General features: G+C 61.0%; 15 protein-coding genes. 8 read left to right on the top strand and 7 right to left on the bottom strand.

Annotated features, from left to right (window positions below; translation table 11 throughout):
- Positions 1–129: 129 nt before the first annotated feature.
- Both ACOYYX_RS12515 and ACOYYX_RS12510 read right to left on the bottom strand, forming a co-directional pair.
- Positions 130–843 (bottom strand): Crp/Fnr family transcriptional regulator, encoded by a 714-nt coding sequence (locus tag ACOYYX_RS12515; protein ID WP_422930239.1) that lies wholly within the window; start codon positions 841–843, stop codon positions 130–132.
- 373 nt (positions 844–1,216) lie between these two features.
- Positions 1,217–2,680 (bottom strand): sulfatase-like hydrolase/transferase, encoded by a 1,464-nt coding sequence (locus ACOYYX_RS12510; RefSeq protein ID WP_422930238.1) that lies wholly within the window; start codon positions 2,678–2,680, stop codon positions 1,217–1,219.
- A gap of 322 nt (positions 2,681–3,002) precedes the next feature.
- Between ACOYYX_RS12510 and ACOYYX_RS12505 the strand changes: the two genes are divergently transcribed.
- Together ACOYYX_RS12505 and ACOYYX_RS12500 are read left to right on the top strand one after the other, a co-directional pair.
- Positions 3,003–4,004 carry a hypothetical protein gene (locus ACOYYX_RS12505; RefSeq protein ID WP_422930237.1) on the top strand — a complete coding sequence of 334 codons (1,002 nt, stop codon included), beginning with the start codon at positions 3,003–3,005 and terminating at the stop codon, positions 4,002–4,004.
- Positions 4,005–4,017: 13 nt separating this feature from the next.
- Positions 4,018–7,101 (top strand): FtsK/SpoIIIE domain-containing protein, encoded by a 3,084-nt coding sequence (locus tag ACOYYX_RS12500; protein ID WP_422930236.1) that lies wholly within the window; start codon positions 4,018–4,020, stop codon positions 7,099–7,101.
- Between the two features lie 97 nt (positions 7,102–7,198).
- On the opposite strand, the gene ACOYYX_RS12495 is transcribed toward ACOYYX_RS12500, so the two are convergent.
- The 3 genes from ACOYYX_RS12495 to ACOYYX_RS12485 form a co-directional block, all read right to left on the bottom strand.
- Entirely contained in the window at positions 7,199–8,458 is a 1,260-nt protein-coding gene (locus tag ACOYYX_RS12495; RefSeq protein ID WP_422930235.1) for a serine/threonine-protein kinase, read from the bottom strand.
- 172 nt (positions 8,459–8,630) lie between these two features.
- A complete protein-coding gene (locus tag ACOYYX_RS12490) occupies positions 8,631–10,475 on the bottom strand; it encodes a hypothetical protein (protein ID WP_422930234.1) in 1,845 nt (614 codons plus the stop codon).
- Positions 10,472–11,242, bottom strand: a complete 771-nt coding sequence (locus ACOYYX_RS12485; RefSeq protein ID WP_422930233.1) for an ABC transporter ATP-binding protein — start codon at positions 11,240–11,242, stop codon at positions 10,472–10,474. The genes ACOYYX_RS12490 and ACOYYX_RS12485 overlap by 4 nt, the downstream gene beginning before the upstream one ends.
- Before the next feature lie 590 nt (positions 11,243–11,832).
- Here ACOYYX_RS12485 and ychF point away from each other — a divergent pair.
- From ychF to ACOYYX_RS12470, 3 genes are all read left to right on the top strand, one after another.
- Entirely contained in the window at positions 11,833–12,921 is a 1,089-nt protein-coding gene (gene ychF, locus ACOYYX_RS12480; protein ID WP_422930232.1) for a redox-regulated ATPase YchF, read from the top strand.
- 164 nt (positions 12,922–13,085) lie between these two features.
- Complete coding sequence (ilvA, locus tag ACOYYX_RS12475) at positions 13,086–14,669, top strand: threonine ammonia-lyase, biosynthetic (protein ID WP_422930231.1); 1,584 nt, start codon at positions 13,086–13,088, stop codon at positions 14,667–14,669.
- A gap of 142 nt (positions 14,670–14,811) precedes the next feature.
- The gene (locus ACOYYX_RS12470) at positions 14,812–15,018 is read left to right on the top strand and encodes a hypothetical protein (protein WP_422930230.1); all 207 of its coding nucleotides are present in this window, start codon (positions 14,812–14,814) and stop codon (positions 15,016–15,018) included.
- Positions 15,019–15,041: 23 nt separating this feature from the next.
- Here the strand turns inward: ACOYYX_RS12470 and ACOYYX_RS12465 are convergent, their stop codons facing one another.
- Both ACOYYX_RS12465 and ACOYYX_RS12460 read right to left on the bottom strand, forming a co-directional pair.
- Complete coding sequence (locus ACOYYX_RS12465; protein WP_422930229.1) at positions 15,042–17,012, bottom strand: hypothetical protein; 1,971 nt, start codon at positions 17,010–17,012, stop codon at positions 15,042–15,044.
- Between the two features lie 191 nt (positions 17,013–17,203).
- On the bottom strand, positions 17,204–17,965 hold the full coding sequence (locus ACOYYX_RS12460) for a cyclase family protein (protein WP_422930228.1): 762 nt from the start codon (positions 17,963–17,965) through the stop codon (positions 17,204–17,206).
- Positions 17,966–18,343: 378 nt separating this feature from the next.
- Between ACOYYX_RS12460 and ACOYYX_RS12455 the strand changes: the two genes are divergently transcribed.
- Genes ACOYYX_RS12455 through ACOYYX_RS12445 form a run of 3 tightly spaced genes read left to right on the top strand, consistent with a single transcriptional unit; the run spans position 18,344 to position 20,875 of the window.
- On the top strand, positions 18,344–20,200 hold the full coding sequence (locus ACOYYX_RS12455) for a carbamoyltransferase (RefSeq protein ID WP_422930227.1): 1,857 nt from the start codon (positions 18,344–18,346) through the stop codon (positions 20,198–20,200).
- A gap of 33 nt (positions 20,201–20,233) precedes the next feature.
- A complete protein-coding gene (locus ACOYYX_RS12450) occupies positions 20,234–20,650 on the top strand; it encodes an SxtJ family membrane protein (protein ID WP_422930226.1) in 417 nt (138 codons plus the stop codon).
- A 21-nt stretch (positions 20,651–20,671) separates the two neighbouring features.
- Positions 20,672–20,875, top strand: coding sequence for a DUF5989 family protein (locus ACOYYX_RS12445; RefSeq protein WP_422930225.1), 204 nt, complete (start codon positions 20,672–20,674; stop codon positions 20,873–20,875).
- The last annotated feature ends 7 nt before the right edge of the window (positions 20,876–20,882 follow it).

The following is a 20,882-nucleotide window of genomic DNA, read 5'->3' as shown; positions in this document are numbered from 1 at the left end:
GAGACAAATCGGCCCCGAAAGGGTCCGCTCCATACATCGAAGGGAAAATCGCAGGAATGCAAACCCGCATGTTTATGCATAGATATTCAATTTCCACTAAATATTATTTTGAAATTCTTAATATGCAAACTAATTCATCATGATTTGCTCATAATAATTTTGCATGACACCGTAGCATTCACACGCCGCATCCTCGAGCCCGACTCGATCGCGGATGACGATCGTGCCTCGCCTGTATGAGATCAAGCCCGCATTCTGGAGCGTCCCGGCGACAACAGTCACGCTTTGGCGTCTGACACCGAGCATGAACGCGAGGAATTCCTGGGTCATCGGGAACTCATCGCGGCCGGCCTGGTCATGGACTCGCAATAACCAGCGACACGTCCTCGAATCGACATTGTGCAGGGTGTTGCACGCGATCCCCTGCCCGATGTTTCGCGACGTGAAAACGATGTAACGATGAATGAGCCGGCTCACGCTCGGGCATCGGGGCAGGACTTCCAGGAGCGACCTGGCGGAAACACGAAGGCTCTCGCCAGCCATTTGACAGATCGCACGAAAGGGACTGGCCTCGACGCCGAGGAGCGTCGACGTCCCGAAGCATCCTTCACGCCCCACCGTCGTCGCCTCAACCGGGTCATCCTCCTCCATGACCGTGAGGAGCGAGATCAAGGCTGTCGTGGGGAAATGGACATGAGTGATGTCGGACTGGTGCTGATAAACGACTTGCTTGAGGCTCAATGACACACTCTGAAGCATGGGAGCCAGGATCTCGAACTCGTCCACCGGCAACCGGTCGAGAAGATGATTGCCGCTGTCTCGCAACCTGGGTATCCATGACATTGAGCAGCTCCGCTCCAAGCCCACATTTGTGAGCAATTCAACCGCGATTGCCCCACGAACCCCGGCCCAAGATTAGGCCAGAGTACCTCGGGTCTCAAGGGAGCAGCCGCAGCCGACGGCAAACCCCATTCTGACGACTGATCCCTACATCGGCCCACGTCTGACTCGAGCCAAGGTTCAGCCTGAAAAATCAAGAAGGCCGGGCATAGAAGAATCGCAATAAACGTCCACGCCTACGCCATTTGAAGCGTACACGAAATCCTTACGCTCGCCGCTGACATAACTTCCCGTATTACGCCCATCGCCTCGATCGCTCTTATGCCCATGAGTCGACCGACGCTTCCACTGGGTCGAACCATCGAATCAGTGAAACCTATCTCAGTGATTTGCGAAGTGGGTCGCCCACCTGGTCTTGCCACCGGTCCAATGCCGTTCGGAGGGTGCGGATTGTGTCGGTTCGGCCAGGGTCTTCCGAAAGATCGAAGGTTTCCGCGGGATCCTCGCGAAGGTCAAAAAGTTGCTGCTTGTGGATCTTGGGATAGTCGATGAGCTTCCAGCGATCCCCACGCACCATCCGCTGCGTATCGGTGTAATACGCAAAGGCATATTCGCGAAATGGTGTCTTCGGATCTCCGAGGACAGACACGAAGCTCCGGGCTTCGACCGACGCAGGGATCGGCACGCCGGCAAGATCGCACAGGGTGGGATAGAGTTCGCGCAGGTAGACCTGGGCATCGCAGCGTTGCCCCTTGGGAATTCCCGGCCCAGCGAGGATGAGCGGGACGCCGACCGTATGTTCATACATATTTTGTTTGCCGCGTAGACCATGACTCCCGATCGCCAGGCCATGATCGCTCGAGAAGACGACGATGGTGTCCCCGGCCTGGCCATTTCGATCGAGCGCGTCGAGGATGCGACCGATCTGCTCATCCATGTGGGAGATCACCGCGTAATAGACGGCCAACTCGCTCTTGACCATCTCCGGCGTGCGAGGCCAGGGCCAGAGTTCCTCATCCCGCCCCCCGAGGCTGCCGTGGTCGAAAGGGTGGCGAGGCAGGAAGTTCGGCGGCAGAGGTATGTCCTCCGGCCGATACTTCCTGACATATCCGGGCGGCATGATGAGCGGGTCATGCGGTGCCGTGAAGTTGACGTGGAGGAAGAACGGCTCCCTGGGTTGCGTGTCGAGCAAGGTGATGGCGGCATCGGCCAGGGTCGCGCTGGTGTCGCCGCTCAGCCCCACGCCGCGTTCGGGGTACAACTTGCCGGCATCATCCTGAAACACCCAGCCTGGATACCCGGTGGTCAGCCGGCCGAGGGAATCGCGTTGCGGTGGATAGAGCGTGAGCCCCTCACCAAACAGGCCAAGGCTTCTTTCATAGCCTCGGGTCGTCGGCCGGCCCGCGCTGTGCCACTTGCCCACGTACCACGCGTGATACCCGGCGCGTCGCATAGCTTCCGGCCAGGTCGTGAGGTCGAGCCTCGCCTGGTGGCTGAACGGCGGGCAGAACCCGTTCCGGAACGCCGAGCAACCGCTGAGGATCTCCGCCCGACTCGGGACGCACAACGGATACGGGGAAATGGCCCTGGTGAACCTCGTGCCTCGGCGGGCGAGCCGGTCGAGGTTCGGCGTGGAGACGATGCGAACGCCAGGCGCGTCGACGGTATCCGGACGCTGGTCGTCCGTCAGGAGGAACAGGATATTCGGGCGCCTCGCCTCATCGGCCTCGACCGAAGCCGGTTGAGCCCAGATCCCCAGCAGGACCCAAGGGATGCACCCGAGCAATAGCCGAGCCCCTGGCTTCCACGTCAATCCGACTCGAACCGGCGGCTGGTCCATCGTGCGACCCGTCGTTGAGATCACCTTGCCCTGCCTCAGTAGGATTCGCTCGAATTTACACCACGCCTATTTTGCTCGGAGTGCCGACGAGAAGATACCCGGCTCCGAGTGCTGGACGTCTTCGCGTAGCCGCGAGGAGAGCACTCACAAAAACCTCGGCTATCCTATTGCATCTCATGTCCATACGAATTCTTAATCATTCGGTCAAAGCATCGGTAATCCTGGACTTCTGACCTGATCTTGCGACAGCAGATCATAGATTCTTCGAAGTCCAGCCGGTTAATATAGTTGCGATTTGGAATTGTCCTCATGAGGAGATCCCATGGTCGAAACGACTTCCGAGCCGCAACGGATCGCCGTGCTGAGAATTTTCGAGAGGCTCAACGATCCCAGGCTTACCGCCGCCGAGCTCAAGAAGAAGCTCGGAATCGGCACGAAGAAGGGAACTGACCCGGCCGAGGCCAACCAGACGCTCGCCAGCCTGATCGAGCAGGGCTTCCTGGCGATCAGCGGCGGTGCCCAGGACGCCCCGCATCCTCGCCCCAACGCGGCCTATCGCCTGACCCGCGAAGGTATCGCCCACCTCCGCCCTGCCCGCCCCGACTTCTCCGACGAACTTTTGCAGGCACAAGAGGCCTTCATCCTCCTGCAAGTGTTCCGGGCGAAGGAGCAAAAGCTCACCCGCTCCGACCTGAACGGCAAGCTCAAGAGCCGCGCCGCCGTCGGCCAGCTCGAATTCGACGTCAAGGCCGCCCCCGAGACGATCGACTACCACCTCGCCGAGCTCGTCGACAAGCAATGCCTGACCGTGCTGAAGCGGGGAGTCTCGATCAGCTTCGAGCTCAACCCCGAAAAAGGCGCTGCGGCCCTCGCCTCCTCCAAGCAGCACGAGGCCGTCAGCTTCACGCTGACCGGCGAGACCCTGAATGCCTTGCTCACTACCGCTCGTCAATCCAAGGTGCTTCATGTTGCCGCAGTAAGTGCGGAGTCTGGTGAACTTCCAACAGTGGATATGGACAACCTTGAGACGCCTCCAAAGACCTTAAGTCCGTTGGAGATTTCCAAGTTTCTGGATCAACTTCGTACAGGCAAGTATGCAGGGAAAGATCTAATCCCGATTCACGAATTGCGTCAACTCGTGGGCAGCAACCTTGGGGAAGCACTGGCAACTCATGCTGTTTTCGATCGAATCGTGAAGGAAATGCGAAGTGATGGTCAACTAGAGGTAATCGCGATCAGCGACAATCGCGACGCGACTCAAGAGCAACTCGATGATTCGATTCCAGGGATGAACGAAACCCTCTTCTACATCGTCGTAGGTTAGGAGCCAATAATCGATGTTGTTCGAGAATCCCTTTCGCGAGAGTCGCTTAAACAATAGCCGCAACTTCCGGCCTGAGTGGGATGTCCCAGAGCTCAATCAAGGCATCACCAAGTGGCTTGTCGAAGAAGTTAGCCGCCTACGAGGACGATCAGAGTCTGATCCGGGGCAGATGATCGCCACGATGATCGGACCGCCCGGGTACGGTAAGACTCACCTTTTCGGGCGAATCGAGCACTTGATTGGCCACGAAGTCTTCTTCGTGTTTGTACCTGCGTTTGAGGAACGCACTGCTCCACTCGACCATATCCGCTGGCATGTGATCGAGGCACTATTTCGGTCGCCGGAGGGTGGACATTCCCCTCTAGAGCTTGGGCTGGCCCGAATCTGTAGGCCTGCATTCGCTGCCTACTTTGCAAACCTGCCTCCAACGCTCGCCGCTCGACATGAGACCATGCATCGTCGACTCGACGAACATTCCGAGGCGGTGCTCGAGATTGTCAAGCAAGTGAAGAATCTCGAGCCTTTCGCAAAGCTGGCTGACTCACTGATCCAAATTCTTCCGCAGGACGCTGGGATCGTCAGAGCCTTAGCCCTCGGCTGGGCGCCGACACCATGGTCCGGAACGGCACGTCGTTGGCTCCAAGGCCAAGATCTACCGGACCTTGAGCGATCAGCCCTCAATCTACCTGAGGAACCTCCGACTGCGCTCGAGGTAATTCGATCTATTCCCGCCCTATTCAGTCATGAACGTCCGATGATGATCTGCTGCGATCAGATCGAGGCGTTACTTCAGGGCGACAATGCTGATGCAATCAACCGATTCAGCTCCTCGATGATGGATCTTTTGCAAGCCGTCCCTGTACAACTCGTTCTAAGCTGCTTCAAAGATCAGTGGGACAAGTTCTACAAGAATGCCTTTTCTGCCTTCAAAATGCGGGTAAAACAACCCGAGTTCAAACTTGAACGCCTGCAGCCGGAGCAGGGCCTTCGACTGATAAAGAGCCGGCTTACTTCATGGTCGGGACGACAGCCTGATCGAGACGCGACTTGGCCAATCAAGAACGTCTCCATATCACAGCTCGTCCGAGAACACGGGCCGACTCCCCGAGCCTTAATCCAAAAGTGCGATTCCGAATTGAGCAAATGGATCGAAGAGGGTTCACAGGGCGAGATCGACCTTACAAACGGCGATGAACCAACGCCTATTAATCTCGAAAGATTATTCATAAACGAATGGAACCGTGAGGTCGAAGTTATCCGCCAAGCTCCCGAAAGGGCTGCGTCGTACCTGCCCGAGGATCGTCTTTATCGTGGAGTCCTCGAGGCGCTTAAGCTAGCCAACTCAGCCCAACGCATGCGAAATTTCGGCGGAGTACGCATCGTCGACGTGCGCGATAAGGCTGTTAGAGCCACGGCTTCGAATCCACGTCCAGGCGCAATGGTCACACTCGCGGGAGGTCCTGGCGAGGAATCTCAATCGATCCTAGTGGCCCTCTCCAAACAAGAGGCAACAAAAAGCCTTGGTCACTATTTCAATGCCATATTTAATGCATCTGCCGATCCAGTTGTCGGCGCCGTGGTCATCCATCCCAAACGAGATCTGGATCTCGGTCCTCAAGCTCGTACTAACGTTAATGCCGCTCTCAAAGAGGGCAGGCTCAGAATCATGCCGCTCGAAGATTTTCCGATGACGTATTACGCCACGGAATGTCTGGCGGCTTTATTGGAACGGGCCAACGCGCGGGAGTTTATCCTCGAGGGTGTCACACTCTCGGCCGAGGATTGTCGCGACCTCGTCATCAAAACTGGCCTTATTGACAACCTCGACCTTTTCAAGATGCTCGGTAGATGGAAAAGAGCAGGCGCGAGGCCAAGTAAGCCATCAGATACCGCGGCGTTGGTCAGTAACGGAAACCATGCCGTCCCAGTGACTTCCCCGGCTCCTCAAACGGTTCCTGCCTCCGTCGCTCCACCTGCTCCAAAGCCAATCCCAGAGCCCAAGGTAGCGCCAGGTAGTAGTGATAAGCCTCCGGTCAAGCCAAAACCTGATACAGATACCTGGGCCGCGACGAAGCTAACAGAGGCGGTCAAGAAGCTGAATTTGCTCGGGCAATCGGTCGAGGAGGACGGGTTTGAGGTGGGACCAACTTTCGCAAGGCTCCGAGTGCGGCCGATGGGGAAGACGAACTTCAAGGGGGTCAGCAATAAGGCGGTGGACTTGCGGATCTCGCTCGGGCTCAAGGTCGTGCCGATCGTGGGATCGCAGGCGGGATGTATCAGTATTGATATCCAGTTGCCGGATCGGTCGGTGGTGAAGCTGGATGAGGCCCTGGCGGATCCGCCGCAATCGCTGCAGGACTTGCCGGCGTTCCCGGTCGGGAAAGATGTGACCGGGCAGAGTCACTGGCTCAACCTTGCCGAGCCCTCGGATTGCCATATCCTGGTGGCGGGAACGACGGGGAGCGGGAAAAGCGAATTCCTCCGGGCTACGATCGGTGCGATGGCAAGCCGGCTCTCGTCCGACAGGCTCCAGTTCGTCTTGATCGATCCTAAGAGAGTGACCTTCAACCTCCGAGGGACAAGTCCTTATCTGCGGTTCCCGGTTGCGTATAGCCTCGATGAGGCATTGCCGACGATCGAGTCGTGCATGGCCGAGATGGATCGACGGTATCGACTCCTCGAGGCGAAGAAACTCAGCAACGTCTCCCAGTTGCCTCCCGAACTTCTGCCGAGGATCGTCATCGTCATCGACGAATTCGCCAGCTTCCTCGAAGACAAGGAGTCGAAGAAGGTCACCGTCGATCTCCTGAAACGGATCGGAGCCATGGCGAGGGCCGCCGGGATCCATTTGATCCTGTCGACTCAGCGTCCGGATAAGGACGTCGTCACGCCATTACTTCGCGAGAATCTCCCAGGCCGCATCGCGCTGAGTGTCTCGTCCAAGGCCGGGAGCGACCTCATCCTGGGTTCTCCCGAAGCCGAGAACCTCCTCGGCAAGGGAGACCTCTTCTGGAAGCGAGGGGGCGAGTTGCTCAGGCTTCAGAGCCCGTACGTCACCCAGGAAGAACTCGAGCGAATCCTGAAGATCGAGGGATGAGAGACTTTGGCACCGGTGTAGAAGGCTCAATTCGCCCGGATCGAGCCTTCTGAAATGTCGGATTCGAAAGGGCTGTTCAACCCCTGGCCGGGAAGCGTTAGCGGGAGAGGGTCGAGAGGTATTCTCTCGCAAGATACTGCACGTCGGGCGTACCTGGCTCGAAGGAAGTGATCGGCGGGATGTTGTCGGTCAAAGCTGCCTGGAGTTCCTGGGCGTCGCGGAACCGTCGGTCGGGGTGAGCCAGGCAGCGCTCGATCAGGCCGATCGTGTAGGAGTCGATCCCCTTCGACCGCAGGCGTTCGGCGAAATCATAGGGGGGACGTTCAATCGCTCCCATGGCGAGTTGGTACCAGACGACTCCCACGGCGAAGACGTCGTCCTGCTTCGATTTACGCTGAATGCCTCGTTGCTGGGCCTCGGGCGGGAGGTAGAGGATCGTCCCGACCATGCCGGTGAGCGAAGCCAGTTGCGAATGGGTTCTGGCGGTGCCCATCAACTTCGCGAGGCCGAAATCCCCGATCTTGACCCGCACGTCGGGCCCCTCGGTGAGGAGGATGTTCGCCGGTTTGATGTCCCGGTGTGCGATGTTCTGCGTGTGTGCCGCCGCCAGGCCGGCGACGACCTGGCGGATGATCTCAGAAGAATCGATGTCCGGCCGTCTATCCTTGTCGCTGACGATCCATTGCTCGAGCGAGCCTCCTCCCATGTACTCGAAGGCCAGGTATGGATGGTCGCAATTCTGCGATTGTACATCCTCAAACTTGACAATATGAGGATGTCCTCCTAACGCTTTGAGCAACGGCCTGAGGCCCTCTTGCTCCCGGCGCAACCATTCGCCCGATTGATCATTCGTGAAGAACTTGTACGCACGCGGGAGGGGAAAGTCCGGATTCTGGGCCATCCAGACTTCGCCGAAGCTCCCCATCCCGAGGTGTCGTTTCAAGACCCAGGGGGAACCTTTTACGACAGGTTCATTCGCGTGCCGAACAGGCTCCAGCCCAACGACAAGGCTAATCAGCGACTGTTCGCTTCTGAAGGTGCTGCCACTCATGGAGCCAAAGGCGCTGCGATAGCGTATGTTCCGCGACATGTTGATCATCAGGCTGATCAGCTCCTCGCGCTTGGCTTCCGTGGCCGATGATTTGGGGGATTTGGCGAAGATCGTCGCGGCCGCCTTGCGGATCTCGGCGTCGTTAGCTCCCCCCATACTCATGACCTGTTTATCGATCGCGGATGTCGTGGCTTTCTTACTCCACCACATGATCTTATCGAGGACCCAGTCCGAAATTCCCTCGGAGGCCTGCGCCACGTCCTTCACCGCCGAATACGCCTGGAAGAGGGCAATGATCAGTTCCAAGTGAGGCCTCGCTTATCTTAATTTATTGAGAACTAAGCCGGTGGAAGGCGACGAGGATCCGAGCCGAGGCCATCTTATCATGGTCGATTCGGGACATCATGAAAAAAGATCGCCATCGCGGCCGGTTGGGGCCGCGATGGCGTTTCGAAGGTCCGAACTTCTCCTCAAGTTCTCAATCCCGGCTGGTGACGACTTCGAGGATCTTCTGCTCGCGGGATTGGAGCATCTCGCCCTCCCAGTTCAGGAGGACGTCGTAGAGGAAGATCACGAAGGCGCACTCGAGGACCGCCAGGATCAGGAAGACCGGGAAGTGGGAGGTCCAGCCAAGGGTCTTCGCGAGGAACTCGAGGCCGTAGGGGAAAATGGTCACGGCCTGGGCTATCGGGAAGACCACGAGGCCTGTCAGGACCTGAATCAGGACCGTGGTGAGCTTGACCTTCGCGGGCTTCATCGAGCCCAGGGCGATGTGCAAGGGCGTGTAGATCGACAACACATTCGTCAGCAAGCACGCGATAAGGTACATCGTCACAAACTGCGGGATCATGCCGAGGAACCTGTCGATCGACATCGGGTAGACGACCTGAAGCACGATCAGCAGGATGAACGACAGACCCAGGGCGATGGGGGCGAAGGCCAGGTTCTTGCCGAGGAGGATGTCCCGACGCCTCGCCGCACAGAGCACGAATACGCGGAACCCGTCGCGGTCGAAGCCGAACAAGTTGCCCATCTGCTGCATCACGCCGAACAGTACGCTCGCCATCGTCGCTATCGCGATCAACGGCCTCATGTCGGTCGAGAATGAGGAGCCGACCTTGACGAGCATCGAACCGAAGACGACGCACATGATGATCGGAGACAGGAGCATCATCTTGGCTTCGGGCGACCGGATGAGCGACTTCAGGGTCGCCGCCGCGATGACCGATACCGGCTCCGACACGATCGGCAGTCGGACCTCGAGCATCCCCGGTTTGCGCTCGACGCCCGGCGTCTCGACAATGGCGACGGGCTCCGGCTCGCCCCTTCCCCCGTCGTTGGTGAATCGCCCCTGATAGATGCCGACGGTCGTGTTGTAGGCTCGCCAGAGGCTCACACCACCGATGAGCGTCATGCCGAAGAGGCCCAGGAGCGCCGGGAGGGGACGACCTTCGGAGGCGGCCCTCACCCCCAGCGGGAGCCAGCCGATCGGCAAGGCGGTGTTCGCGATCGTCGCGATCCGATCGACCTTCTGGTTGAGTTTCTGGTAAGACTCGATGAACTCGCGATTGCGCTTCTCGTTGAGCTCATTGACCCGACGAGAGTGCTCCTGGACGTCGAGTTTCTGGGCCGCGAGTTCGGCGTTCAGCTTCTCCATCTCGACCTGATACTGAGTCTGTCCCTTCTGGATGGGTTGTTTCCAGGCTCCGGAGAAGTTGATCAGGTTCGGTAAATTGGCCAGTACGACGAAGCTCATGGTGATGCCAACGACCACCGAACGCCGGCGTCTGGGGTTGCTCATCAGCGAGGCGAGCCACCCCTGGAACTGGTAAGTCAGGGCCGTGATCATCAGCAGGAATGCGGCCGTCAGCAGCGGGGCCAGGACCATCACGAACCCCTTCGTGATGACGAGCGCCAGGCAGTACCCCAGCATGATCGGGCCGAAGAAGATCAGGCTCAGCCTTACCAATGAACTGACATAATTGATGATGTACGCCCCCGTGACCGTCACGGGCAGGTGCATGAATTTGGAGAGGGACAGCGACTCGGTCCTCTGCAATTCCGTGAGCAGGCCGAGCAACCAGAAGAACAGGAACGCGACGACGATCGCGTCCCAGGCATACATCAGGTGCTCGGGCTGCGCCTTGGGGATGACGTAGATCCCGAGGACGAGCGACCCGATGAACATGGGGATGGTCACGACCAGAATCGCGACGATGATGATCGACATCAGGATCGCGTTGAGCTTGCCATATCGACGCCACTGGTTCGCGGCCAGACGCCAGCGCAACCAGATGAACGTCTTCATATGAGACCAGTTCATGACGTCGTCTCCTCGAGCCAGGCCAGCTTGCCGGTCGACTCTGGTTCGGCCTGAACGCGCTCGAGGAAGCTGTCTTCGAGGGTGCCGTCGCGGCGAATCTCCTCCAGGGGGCCCTGCGCCACAAGCTGACCCTTCACGATCATGCCGACGTGGGTGCAGAGCCGCTCGACGATCTCGAGGACGTGCGAGGTGAGGAAGACCGTCGAGCCTCTCGCGACGTACGTGGCCAGGAGATCTCTGATCACGCGAGAGGTGACGACGTCGACGCCTTCGAACGGCTCGTCGAGGAAGAGGAGGTCGGGATTGGGGAGGAGAGCTGCGGCCATCGCCAGCTTCTTCTTCATCCCGTGCGAGTATTCCAGGATGAGCTTCTTCTCCTCATTGTGGAGACTCAGGATGGAGAGGAGCTCTTCGGATCGGCTGCGGATCGTCTCGCGCGGCATCATGTGGATGCGGCCGACGAACGTGAGGTACTCTCGGGCCGTCAGGTTGTCGAGCAGAGCGAGGTCTTCGGGGATGACGCCGATGTGACGCTTCGCCTCAAGGGCCTCGGCCGGGTCCTGCATGTTCCTGCCGAGCACCCTGATCTCGCCGCCCGAAGGGGCGAGGAGCCCGGTCAGCATCTTGATCGTCGTCGACTTGCCCGCGCCGTTAGGCCCCAGGAACCCGTAGAAGGTGCCCGGCTCGACCACGATGTCGACGCCCTTCACGGCGCAGAAGCCGCTGAAAAATCGAGTCAACTGCTTGGTTTCGATCGCCAGGGACATGGCCAGCTCTCGTTTGGGATAGGATTTCGACGATCGTCCTCACGCGTCAGGCAGCATCAACCACTCGAGGAGCCAGACTAACGTCGTGACTCGTCGGTGTCATGAGCCTCAAAGGCATTGAAAACCTATTTGGCGACGAACTTCGGCGCGTGCGGGGTCCCCACGAGGGGAAGGCCCCACGTCGATCGCCCTCGATCGCAAAGGTTCATTCACCAGAAAGGCGACGTCGGCCGCCTCCGGCATGCCCTCGCCCGTCGGATTGGGCTCGGGCTATCCTGGTCCGCCGCCAGGAGATGGCCGGCCTCTTCGAGGCCAAACTCGCACGGTAGTTCGCTCCCGACCGACAATTATTGCCGGGTTCTCGGTTAAGGTTGGGAGGGACCAAACCTTCTCGGCTCGACGATCGCCCGTGCGTTCACGAGTGGACGCCCATCTCCTGAGCTTGGGACAACGGCTCGAAACGTGTACCATATCTATCCGGTGTCACGCCCCGAGCGGACCGAGGTCGAGAAAAATCCGACCCGGCAAAGGCCGAGATCCGCCGGCTGACCCTTTTTGACGCGTTCTATCCCCGAGGTCGTTGCCCCACCATGAGAGCCGGTATCGTCGGTCTGCCCAACGTCGGCAAGAGCACGTTGTTCAACGCCCTCACGAGCTCGAAGGCTGCGCAAAGCGCGAACTACCCCTTCTGCACCATCGAGCCGAACGAGGGAATCGTGAGCGTCCCTGACGGCCGCCTCGAGCGGATCAGCCAGTACATCGTCCCCAAGAAGATCGTGCCTTCGGCCCTCCGGCTCGTGGACATCGCCGGGATCGTCAAGGGGGCGAGCGTCGGCGAAGGGCTCGGCAACAAGTTCCTCAGCCACATCCGCGAGGTCGACGCGATCCTACAGGTCGTCCGCTGCTTCGAGGATCCGAACGTGGTCCACGTCTCGGGCGCCGTGAACCCGCTCTCGGACATCGAGACGATCGAGATCGAGCTGATGCTGGCCGACCTCCAGACCCTCGAGAACGCGCTCCCGAAGGCCGAACGCGCGGCCAAGGGGGGGGACAAGGACGCCAAGCTGCGCGTCGACGCGATCAAGGCGTGCCTCGCCCAGCTCGCCAAGGACGAGCCGCTCCGCAAGCTCCAGCTCGAGGAGCAGGAGAAGGCGGCGATCAACAGCTATGGCCTGATGACGGCCAAGCCGATCCTCTACGTCGCCAACGTCGACGAGAACGACCTGGCCGGCGAGAACGAGCTCGTCCAGAAGGTCCGCGACTACGCGACCAAGGTCGGGGCCTCGGTCGTCCCCGTCTGCGCCAAGCTCGAGTCGGAGATCGCCGAGCTCGACGAGGCCGACCGCAAGGAGATGCTCGAGTCCTCGGGCCTCACCGAGGCCGCCCTGCCCGTCCTGGCCCGCGTCGCCTACCGCGTGCTCGGGCTCCAGAGCTACTTCACCGCCGGCGAGACGGAAGTCCGTGCCTGGGCCATCCCCATCGGCGCAACCGCCCCGCAGGCCGCCGGCGTGATCCACACCGACTTCGAGAAGGGCTTCATTCGCGCCGAAGTCTACAACCTGGAAGACCTCGAGACCCACAAGTCCGAGAAGGCGATACGGGCGGCCGGCAAGCTGCGAGTCGAGGGCAAGAACTACATCATGCAGGACGGCGACATCTGCCACTTCCTGTTCAATTGACGCCTGGATTCCGGATCTTTCTGCCTCAAACGTCGAGGCTCTCGGCGGATTGACAACGGCATAGACTTTGGGGCGACGGAGTCGAGGCTTCGTCGCCCCTTTGATTTCCCGATGGGTCCGACGCGACCCGATGCCCCGAAGGTGTGATTCAAACGACGATGGACATGCTCGGACCAGGCCGTTGGGGGACGAACGCGTCGGCGAAGGACGTCGACGCGACCCCGGAAGCTCCGCTGGGGCTCATGGACTACTTGCAGAGGATCTTGACCGCCCGCGTCTATGACGTGGCCATCGAGTCTCCCCTGGAGCTGGCCACGAAGCTCACCGAGCGGCTCGACAACCAGGTCTGGCTCAAGCGCGAGGACGCACAGCCCGTCTTCAGCTTCAAGCTGCGCGGGGCCTACAACAAGATGGCCCGACTCTCGCCCGAGCAGCTCGCCCGGGGCGTCATCTGCGCCTCGGCCGGGAACCATGCCCAGGGGGTCGCGCTCAGCGCCAGCCGCCTGGGCTGCCGTGCCGTGATCGTCATGCCGGTGACGACCCCCAGGCTCAAGATTGACGCCGTCGCGTCGCTTAAGGGGGAGGTCGTCCTGCACGGCGAGAGCTACTCCGACGCCTACCTCCACGCCCTGGAACTCGGCAAGCAGCACGATTACACGTTCGTGCATCCGTTCGACGACCCGGACGTCATCGCCGGCCAGGGGACGGTCGGCATGGAGATCCTCCGGCAGCACCAACACCCCATCGAGGCCGTCTTCGTGGCGATCGGTGGCGGCGGCCTGATCTCCGGGGTGGCCGCGTATCTCAAGGCCGTGCGGCCCGAGATCAAGGTCATCGGGGTCCAGATGGTCGACTCCGACGCCATGATCCGATCCGTCAAGGCCGGCGAACGCGTCTTGCTGAGCGACGTCGGGCTCTTCTCCGACGGCACGGCCGTGAAACAGGTCGGGGCCGAGACCTTCCGGATCACGCGGGCCTTGGTCGACGACTTCATCTCGGTCGACACCGACGCCGTCTGCGCGGCGATCAAGGACGTGTTCGAGGACACCCGCAGCATCCTCGAGCCGGCCGGGGCGATGGGAGTCGCCGCCATCAAGCAGTATATCGCCCGTCACCAGATCACGGGTCGTACACTGGTGGCGATCACGTGCGGGGCCAACATGAACTTCGATCGCCTACGGTTCGTCGCCGAGCGTGCCGAGGTGGGCGAGGAACGCGAGGCCGTCTTCGCCGTCACGATCCCCGAGAAGCGCGGGAGTTTCCGGCGGCTCTGCGAGGTCATCGGCCCGAGGAGTGTGACCGAGTTCAACTACCGGATCTCGGACGACCAGAACGCCCACGTCTTCGTCGGCCTCGCCACGCGTTCGAAGGATGAGTCCGCGGAGATTTCCCGGCTCTTGACGGAGAATGGCTTCGCCACCGTCGACCTGACCCGCGACGAGCTCTCGAAGGAGCACGTGCGCTACATGGTCGGCGGCCGCAGCCCCCTGGCCTCCGACGAGCGGCTCTATCGCTTCGAGTTCCCCGAGCGGCCGGGCGCCTTGATGCGGTTCCTCTCCAGCATGCATCCGCACTGGAACATCAGCCTCTTCCATTATCGCAACCAGGGGGCCGACTACGGCCGGATTCTGATCGGCGTCCAGATCCCTGACGGCGAGCGGGCGGACTTCCAGGCGTTCATCGAAAGCCTGGCCTATCCCTACATCGATGAGACCGATAACCCAGCCTATCGCCTCTTCCTCTGCTAATCGGCGTGTGAGGCAATACGCTGACACCTCTGGGCGAGACCTGTCCGGATCTCGACGACCTTTTCCCGCCCGGATTTCGTATGATGGAGTAGAGACCTCCACCCTGCCCCAGTCGCTCCCCCAACGGGAAAGGGTCACGCATATGCCCGACTACAAAGCCACCGTCATCGCGGCCCACTCTGCCGCCAGGGCCCGATGGAACCCTCCTGTCGTGGGCGACACCCACGAAGGTCATTGGGCCGTCTATCGTTCCGACGAGATCGGAGCCACTCAGCTCGGCCAGGGCCCGAGCGAAGCCGCCGCCTGGGCCGACGCCGCATCCAAACTTCCTGGCAACGGCCTTTCATAAATGAACCTCGGCTGACTGCATTCCTACTCAACCGGCCCCTCGCCCCTGGTTGAATCCTCGGGCGAGGGCATCGTTTCATCCCTCTCTTCCGATTTCGCCGGCGCCGGCCGACGTCTCAGGATTACATCCCAGGCGCCCGAACCGATGTCATCGGGTGTTTTGTTGAGGTGGTATTTCGGGTCATAGACTCCGTGCTCGTCCTTGAGATTCGGCCCCACGGAATGGACGAGGAGTTGGCCGTCGCGGATCTCGTAGACGAGTGAAGTCCCGGTGAATCCATCGCTCGGCACACGAGGCAGGAACTTCTTCACGATCGCCTCGATCGACTTCGGCCACTCCCCCGTCTTCCGGCGCTGTCGTTCGGCCGCAAAGACGATGGCCGTGGCTCCAAGCCCGGATTTGTAACGCGATTCCGACTCGAACATGTTCTTCATCGCAGGCATAAACTTGAGCGGGAGGCCCGCGAGGTAGCCACTGAATCGTTGTTGCTTGGTCCTCGCGAACATAGCTTCCCATACATTCAGACGAGTCGGTCGCTGTGCAGGGGGGCCTTTGGCGATTTCGACGAGTTGATTCGTCCAGTCGAGTCCATAAGCCAATTGGCTATCGAACACTAGATGTTCCCATGGCGCGCTACCGCCAAGCACAATAGTCAAATCGTGATCGGGCTCCTTGAACCCAAGCTCCGAGAGTGGCAACTCCCCCGAGCCGACTCGGCTGAGCAAGGCGGTTAAGCTCGACCTCTCACCTCGACAAGCCCGCAGAAGGATGGGTTCCCCGATCTCATCGAGGACAGCTTGCTCGAAGCGGGCGAGTGCCTCCTCCGAGGGCTCGCCTATCGCCAACGCCCGACGTGCCGAGATCAGGGCGTAGTGGCCCATGGCCACACGAACCAATGCAGAAATGGCGGTCGGTTCGTCGCCGATCGATCGACACACCCCTAAGATCGCACCGCAAGACTCGAGCGCACCATCGACGTCGCCATCCTGACTCCGGATTGTTGCGTCAATGTGGAGGAGTCGCGCGGCTGTACGTACATGATGAGACTGTGGCTGGAGCATTTGCAGGGGATTGTTCGTCGGAACGAGTTCGTGCATGCCGATCTCGTAGTCCGCGACGGTTCGCGCCAGGTCGACGGCGTCCCTGTAATCTTCCAGCCCATTTCGGAGGACGTTCGTCGTCCTGTCATCGAGGAGGACGTTGGGTTCGATGGTCTGAATCTGCTCATAGGCCGAGAGCAGTGCCTTCGTGTTCTCGGGTGGATCGGGCTGGTCGCGTCGGGTCGGTGTCAGCCACAATTCCGGGAGGGCCGAGACCACCTCATCAACCACCAGGGCCGAGTTCTCGTCGTCGGGTATCTGCACGCGATTGGCAAAGAAGTCTTCGAGCCGCCAATGCGGATCATCCGCGTCGGCCTCGGCGATGGCCGCCTTCAAACGACGATCGACATCGCGGTTGAAGTAGTAGCCCACGCCGCAGGCCACGAGCAGGATGATCTGAGCCGGGACGGTGGCTAGCATGAGCCAGCGTCGACGCCTGGATCGTCGCCTGGCGAGGATTTCAGGGGCCAGCCGAGTCCGATTCAATCCCCAGAGACGTCTCAGGCCTGCCCCTCGGCCTTCGCCTGGGTCCACCTTACGAGGCCGAATTCTGTGCAGCCCCCAGGAGATAAACCCGGCGAGTAGTCCGAAGATCATCCCCACGGCCGCCAACCAGAGACTGAATGCCAGGACCCAATAACCGTAACCATGCAGGCCAAAGCCCCGTCCCGCCCCAAAACCGATGGCTGTCGGCACGAGGGCGACCGGCAACAATATCAGCAGGCACGCCAGGATGAGATAGGTCGCCCCCTTGAAGCCCAACTTGATCCCCTGCCAACTCCACGAGATCAGGCCCGACGGGGTGGTCTTCCTCGAGGATTCGGGGATCGCATCGGCAGGGAGATCGCTCGGCCCCGTGGAGACCGGTTCGCGGTAGGCGTCATTCACATCCATGAAGCTTTATCCTTACTTATTTTCACTTCGAGTCGACGGCCGGCCCTCTCGGGTGCCGGGGAGGAACCGCGGGAGGCTTGGAGAGGACTTTCCGGGATGGATCGAGCCCCGGAGATCGGCAAGAAACTCGTCGAGATGCATCCCCTAAGATAATAGCAGCCATCTCCCTTGTGAATCTCAAGAGGCGGCCGTCAATCGGGCAGGATGGCCACGGCGCGGGTGGGGCCGGCGCTGCCCCCCTGGATTTTGAGGGGGAAGCACGAGACCTTGAATCCGAACGAGGGCAACGAGCCGAGGTTGACCAGGCGCTCGATCTGGGAGTAAGGGAGATCGGCCTGGTGGGCCGCCCAGAAGATGCCCGGCTCGTCGCGGGTCAGGGCCTCGCGGGCCTGACGGTCGAGGGGGCCGTCCCAGCCCCAGGCGTCGATGCCCATGACGCGGATGCCCCGGTCGTAGAGCCAGCGGGTCGCCCCCTGGGTGATCGCGCAGCCGCGCCAGACGTAGTCGGGCTGGCCGTAGAACGCGTCGCGGCCGGTGCGGATCAGGACGATGTCGCGGGGTTTGAGTTGATAGCCAATGTCGGCGAGCGCGGCCTGGAGGTCGGCCTCGGTCGCTTTCTCGCCGTCTTTCTTGGCGGTCATGTCGAGCACGACGCCGTCGGAGAAGAACCAATCGAGCGGCAGTTCATCAATGGAGGCGGACTTCCGCCCCTGAGTCTTGCTGTTGTAGTGCCAGGGGGCATCGACATGGGTCACACTGTGCGTACCCAGGCACTTGAATTCCTCGATCGCCCAACCCTCGCCGTCCCTGAGCAGGCGCGAAGGGACCTTGAGCAATCCCTCGACCTGGGAAGCCCCGACGGCGTGGGACGTGTACTCGATCTCGATGCGCTCAAATGGCAAGGCGTCGGGGCGGCTCGGGGCGATCGTGGCCGTGAGGTCGATGACTCGCATTCTTCGGTTTCCGGGTTCCGAGGGAAGATCTACTTCAATCACGCTTGGTTGTGTCGGACGAGGCGACGGCACCGGAGAGTGCCTTGCCCAGGCACGACGGCCACGAGCATTGCGCTACCTTACCTTGCGGAACATTGGCATGGAATCCGTCACGATTCGATGCGAGTGTCAGGGCTGTGTGGATCGGCCCGGCGTCGTTGGATCGAAGGTCGCCACTCTTGCCAGAAAGGCGGGGTCAGGGCACACTATGAGGAAATGCTTCTGTCAATGAAGGATGCGAACCATCCGCCAACATTCGCAGTTCGGCGACGAGGCCGGCGCGACGAAAACGGCAACTCTCGTTTCTCGGATTCCGACAACCCCAGCGGAAGTTCATGAGTGACGGCGATACTCGGGATCTCGGCGTTCTATCATGACAGCGCGGCCGCCCTCGTGATCGACGGCAGGATCGTCGCGGCGGCCCAGGAAGAGCGATTCACCCGGAAGAAGCACGACCCCGACTTCCCGTCGAGGTCTATCGCCTATTGCCTCGAGGAAGCCGGGCTCCGCACCGAGGACCTCGACTACGTCGCTTTCTATGACAAGCCGCTCTCGAAATTCGAGCGCCTACTGGAAACATATCTCGCCGTCGCGCCCCGGGGTTTCCACAGCTTCCGGATGGCGATGCCCGTCTGGCTCAAGGACAAGCTGCACACCCGCTCGATGATCCTCCAGGCCCTTGGAAAAGGGCTCAAAGCCAGGCTCGTCTTCACCGAGCACCACGAGAGCCACGCCGCCAGCGCCTTCTTCCCGAGCCCCTTCGACGAGGCGGCCATCCTGACCCTCGACGGCGTCGGCGAGTGGAGCACGACCGTCCGCGGCACCGGCTCGGGCAACAAGATCGACCTCACCGAGGAGATCCGATTCCCCCACTCCCTGGGCCTACTCTACTCGGCATTCACGTATTATTGCGGATTCAAGGTCAATAGCGGCGAATATAAATTGATGGGCCTGGCTCCTTACGGGCGACCTATCTACGCCGACGCGATCTTCAAGCATCTCATCGACCTCAAGTCAGACGGCAGCTTCCGGCTCGAGATGGATTATTTCGAATACGCCCGCGGCCTGACCATGACCGGCGACAGGTTCAACGCCCTCTTCGGGGGTCCGGCACGAAAGCCTGAGACGGACCTCGAGCCGAGGCACATGGACCTCGCCGCCAGCATCCAGGCCGTGACAGAAGAGATCGTGCTCAGGCTCGCTCGCGAGCTCCATCGGAAGACGGCGCAGAAGAACCTCGTGCTGGCGGGCGGGGTTGCCCTCAACTGCGTGGCGAACGGTCGATTGCTGCGAGAAGGCCCGTTCGACGCGATCTGGATCCAGCCGGCCGCCGGGGACGCCGGGGGTGCACTCGGCGCCGCCCTGTTCGTCTGGCATCAGCTCATGGGCAGGCCCCGCCGGGCGGATCCGGGAGATACCCAGCAGGGGAGCTTCCTCGGTCCCCGCCATGGGCCGGAGGATGTCGGGCGGTTCCTGGGGAAGCATGGTGTCGAGGGTCGGCGATTCGACGACCTCTCGGAGCTTGACGCGTATGTGGCCGAGCAGTTGGCCGATGGCAAGGTCGTCGGCTGGTTCCAGGGGCGGATGGAGTTCGGACCTCGGTCACTGGGCGCACGGAGCATCCTCGGCGATCCCCGATCGCCGAAGATGCAGTCCACCATGAACCTCAAGATCAAGTTCCGCGAGAGCTTCCGCCCATTCGCGCCCTGCGTCCTGGCCGAGCACGCGCACGAATGGTTCGACCTGAAAGCCGGGCAAGAGAGCCCCTACATGCTCCTCGTCGCCGACGTGCTCCAGGAGAAGCGCGTGCCGCTGGACGATGCCGACCGGGCGACGATGGAACAAGATCCCGACCTCCGCCGGCGGGTGAATGTCGTGCGGTCGGAGATCCCGGCCGTCACGCACGTCGACTACAGCGCCCGGATCCAGACGGTCGACGCCAGGCGCAACCCCCGCCTGCACGGCCTGCTCGAGGCCTTCCATCGGCGAACGGGTTGTCCCGTGCTCATCAACACGAGCTTCAATGTGCGAGGTGAGCCGATCGTCTGCATGCACGAGGACGCCTATCGTTGCTTCCAGGCCACGGCGATGGACGTGCTCGTGCTCGAGGATACCGTGATCGTGAAGCCGGACCGGCCGCAAGAAGTCGACGGCGCGGCCCTGCAAGGCTACCTGGCCCAGTTCCCGCTCGATTGAGCTAAAGACACGCCGTTGCATTGCGAGGCACTCATGCGATGGTCTGACATCCCGTTCGCCCCACCGAGTCGGATGTTGCGCCAGTTCTCGGCGTTGTGGCTGGTCTTCTTCGTCGGGATCGCGGCCTGGCAGGGGTTCGCGAAGGGGAGAGAAGACCTGGCGATCGGGATCGCGATCCTGGCGGTCGCGGTAGGAGCGCTTGGCCTGATCTGGCCCCAGGCCGTCCGGCCGATCTTCGTGGGCTGGATGATCCTGGCCTTCCCGATCGGCTGGACCGTCTCTCTGGTACTTCTGGGTCTCGTCTACTTCGGACTGGTCCTCCCGACGGGGCTGGCCCTACGGCTCTCGGGACGCGACGTCCTCGGATTGAAGCCGCGCCCGGAGGCCGAGACGTACTGGCTCCCCAGGCATGCACCGAGCAACATCCGCCAATATTTCCGACAGTTCTAACCCGGTCGAGACGAGGACGGCATGAGCAGCGAGCCACGGCCCGACGACTTCGAGAAAGCCGCCGAGAATCAGCAAGGCGGTTCGCTCGTCGGCGAACTCTGGGATTTCCTCAAGCAGAACAAGAAGTGGTGGCTCATGCCCATCGTCGTCGTCCTGCTGCTTCTGGGCATCCTGATCATGCTCGCCGGCACGGCCGCGGCGCCGTTCATTTACACGCTATTCTGACGCGGGC

The sequence above is a fragment of the Singulisphaera chitinilytica genome (assembly GCF_049331405.1).
Lineage (GTDB): Bacteria > Planctomycetota > Planctomycetia > Isosphaerales > Isosphaeraceae > PoT.
Note: the sequence above shows the minus strand (reverse complement) of the source record. Positions and strands in the feature narration are given on the sequence as shown.